Genomic DNA, 2,814 nt, shown 5'->3' on the forward strand with positions numbered 1-2,814 from the left:
GCCTTTCCGCCCCCTGCGGCGTCACTTTTGCTTGCCGTACCCGTAGGTAACGACTGCACAAAAGTTCCTGGCATGGAACGAAAATTCAACCCAATCTGCTACCCTCCGAGTATGCAAACACACCCTAGCGCTTGAAGAAGACGTCCAGTTCGCTCTTGTTGACCGCGATCAGCCACTCCTCGGCGATCAGGTCGTGGCCAGCCGCTGTTGGGTGGACACCGTCCCATAGCCAGTATGCAGCATCGGTACGCTCGGCTGCCCGGTCGAACGAAGCTTGCAGCGGCACGAACACGGCGCCGTACTGCGAGGCCAGTCCTTGCAGCGTCTGGCTGTAATCGCGCAGCCTGGACTGCCAGCTCTCCCAGCCTTCCTCGGTCGCCGAGGCCGGCAGCGCGAACGGCTCGCACAGCACAAGCGCCGCATCCGGCAGCACCTCGCGCGTCTCCTCGAGCAGATGGCGATAGAGCCGCTCGAAGCGGTCGGTGACGCCGCTCGGCAGTCCGCGCATGATCCGCCAGATATCGTTGATGCCGATCAAGATGCTGATGAGGTCGGGCTTCAGGCTGATAGCGTCTTCATTCCAGCGTGCATACAGGTCGGATACCCGGTTGCCGCTGATCCCTCGATTGAGGAATACCGGACGCTGCTCGGCGTACAGATTGCCCAGCTTGCTGGCGATCAGATTGGGATAGCCTTGCCCCAGGAAGCGATCCTGCCCCTCCTCGCGCCCGCGTCCACAGTCTGTAATCGAATCCCCCGTAAATAAAATCGTCGTCTGCTTCTCCATCCTTCATCTCTCCCTTTTTGTCCCAAAGTCAGCTGGTTAGGCAAGCGGCTCCGCAGCCTCGTGCAAACAGGCTCGGCAGTAACGCCCTGCCGTCTATGTTAAGCACTTGGCCAGTCTTTGGCAAGCATGATATTCCGTCGTATTCGTTGACGAATCCCTTGAATCTGGCCCCCTTTGCAACAGAATGTGCTATAATGGACGGATGAACGCTACAATGATACAAAAGGACGGGATGAGATGATTAGCACCAGCGGCGTGACGCTGCGTTACGGCAAGCGTCCGCTTTTTGAAGATGTTACGATCAAGTTTACCCCAGGCAACTGCTACGGTCTGATCGGGGCCAACGGAGCGGGCAAATCGACGTTCCTGAAGATCCTCTCTGGCGAGATGGAAGCCAACAGCGGCGAGGTGCATATTACGCCGGGCGAGCGGATGGCCGTGCTGAAGCAGAACCATTACGAATATGACGAGTATCAGGTGCTGGAGACGGTCATCATGGGCCACGCCCGGCTCTATGAAGTCATGAAGGAGAAAGACGCGCTCTATGCGAAGGCCGACTTCTCCGACGAAGACGGCATGCGCGCGGGCGAGCTGGAGGCGGAGTTCGCGGAGCTGAACGGCTGGGAAGCCGAATCGGAAGCTGCCGGCATGTTGAACGGTTTGGGCATCCCGACCGAGCTTCACGACAAGCAGATGAAGGAGCTCGAGGGCAACGAGAAGGTCAGAGTCCTGCTGGCGCAGGCGCTGTTCGGCAACCCGCAGATCCTGCTGCTTGACGAGCCGACGAACCACTTGAACCTGGAGTCGATCCGTTGGCTGGAGAACTTCCTGCTCGACTACGAAGGCACCGTTATCGTCGTATCCCATGACCGTCACTTCCTCAACAAGGTATGTACGCAGATCGCGGATATCGACTTCGGCAAGATCCAGCTCTATATGGGCAACTACGACTTCTGGTACGAGTCCAGCCAGCTGGCGCTCAAGCTGACGCGCGAGCAGAACAAAAAGAAGGAAGAGAAGATCAAGGAGCTGCAGGCGTTCATCCAGCGCTTCAGCGCCAACGCCTCGAAGTCCAAGCAAGCGACGTCGCGGAAGAAGACGCTCGACAAGATTACGCTTGAGGACATCCGCCCGTCGAACCGCAAGTATCCGTTCCTGAACTTCAAGCCGGAGCGCGAGGCTGGCAAGCAGCTGCTGACGGTCGACCAGCTCAGCAAGAGCGTTGATGGCGATCAAGTGCTCAGCAACATCAGCTTCGTCGTCAACAAAGGCGACAAGATCGCGCTCGTCGGCCCGAACGGCCTGGCGAAGACGACGCTGTTCCAGGTCGTCATGGGCGAGCTGGAAGCTGATGCGGGCGAGTATACCTGGGGCGTGACGACGACGCAAGCGTACTTCCCAAGGGACAACTCGGCTTACTTCGACGGCGTCGAGATGAACCTGGTTGACTGGCTGCGTCAATACTCCAAGGATCAGGACGAGACGTTCCTGCGCGGCTTCCTGGGTCGGATGCTGTTCTCCGGCGAGGAGGCGCTCAAGAAGGCAAGCGTGCTCTCCGGCGGCGAGAAGGTCCGCTGCATGCTGGCCAAGATGATGCTCAACGGCGCCAACGTGCTGCTGTTCGACGAGCCGACCAACCACTTGGACCTCGAATCGATCACCGCGCTCAACAACGGTCTGATCGACTTTGACGGCACGATCCTGTTCACGTCGCATGACCATCAGTTCATCCAGACGATCGCCAACCGGATCATCGAGATTACGCCGAACGGCCTGATCGACCGGACGATGAGCTACGACGAGTACCTCGATAGCGACGAGATCAAAGCGCTGCGCGAGAGCATGTACGCAACGGTGTAAGTCCACTATTAACGACGACCCGCATTCGCCCCGACGGGGTGGATGCGGGTTTGTTTTGCTCATAGGCGTTGGGCTGTCGAGATCCTCGCCTGTTGCCTGGGCTGTGCGAGAGGGTGCACGTATGCGGACGTACGAGGTTAACTGTGTAGCGCTCCCGCGCCGGAATG

At 58.8% G+C, this 2,814-nt stretch carries 2 protein-coding genes; one reads left to right on the top strand and one right to left on the bottom strand.

Going from position 1 to position 2,814, the window contains the following annotated elements; translation table 11 throughout:
• Positions 1 to 124: 124 nt before the first annotated feature.
• The gene (locus PA598K_RS18025) at positions 125 to 787 is read right to left on the bottom strand and encodes an SGNH/GDSL hydrolase family protein (protein ID WP_128658300.1); all 663 of its coding nucleotides are present in this window, start codon (positions 785 to 787) and stop codon (positions 125 to 127) included.
• 237 nt (positions 788 to 1,024) lie between these two features.
• Here PA598K_RS18025 and PA598K_RS18030 point away from each other — a divergent pair, with 237 nt between their 5' ends.
• Positions 1,025 to 2,647, top strand: coding sequence for an ABC-F family ATP-binding cassette domain-containing protein (locus tag PA598K_RS18030; protein ID WP_128658301.1), 1,623 nt, complete (start codon positions 1,025 to 1,027; stop codon positions 2,645 to 2,647).
• The last annotated feature ends 167 nt before the right edge of the window (positions 2,648 to 2,814 follow it).

Source organism: Paenibacillus sp. 598K, assembly GCF_003851045.1.
Taxonomy (GTDB): Bacteria; Bacillota; Bacilli; order Paenibacillales; family Paenibacillaceae; genus Paenibacillus_D.

Bases quoted from the DNA above. Each gene is read 5' to 3' on its own strand.
- PA598K_RS18030 (WP_128658301.1), top strand. From the start codon at position 1,025: ATGATTAGCACCAGCGGCGTGACGCTGCGTTACGGCAAGCGTCCGCTT.
- PA598K_RS18025 (WP_128658300.1), bottom strand. From the start codon at position 787: ATGGAGAAGCAGACGACGATTTTATTTACGGGGGATTCGATTACAGAC.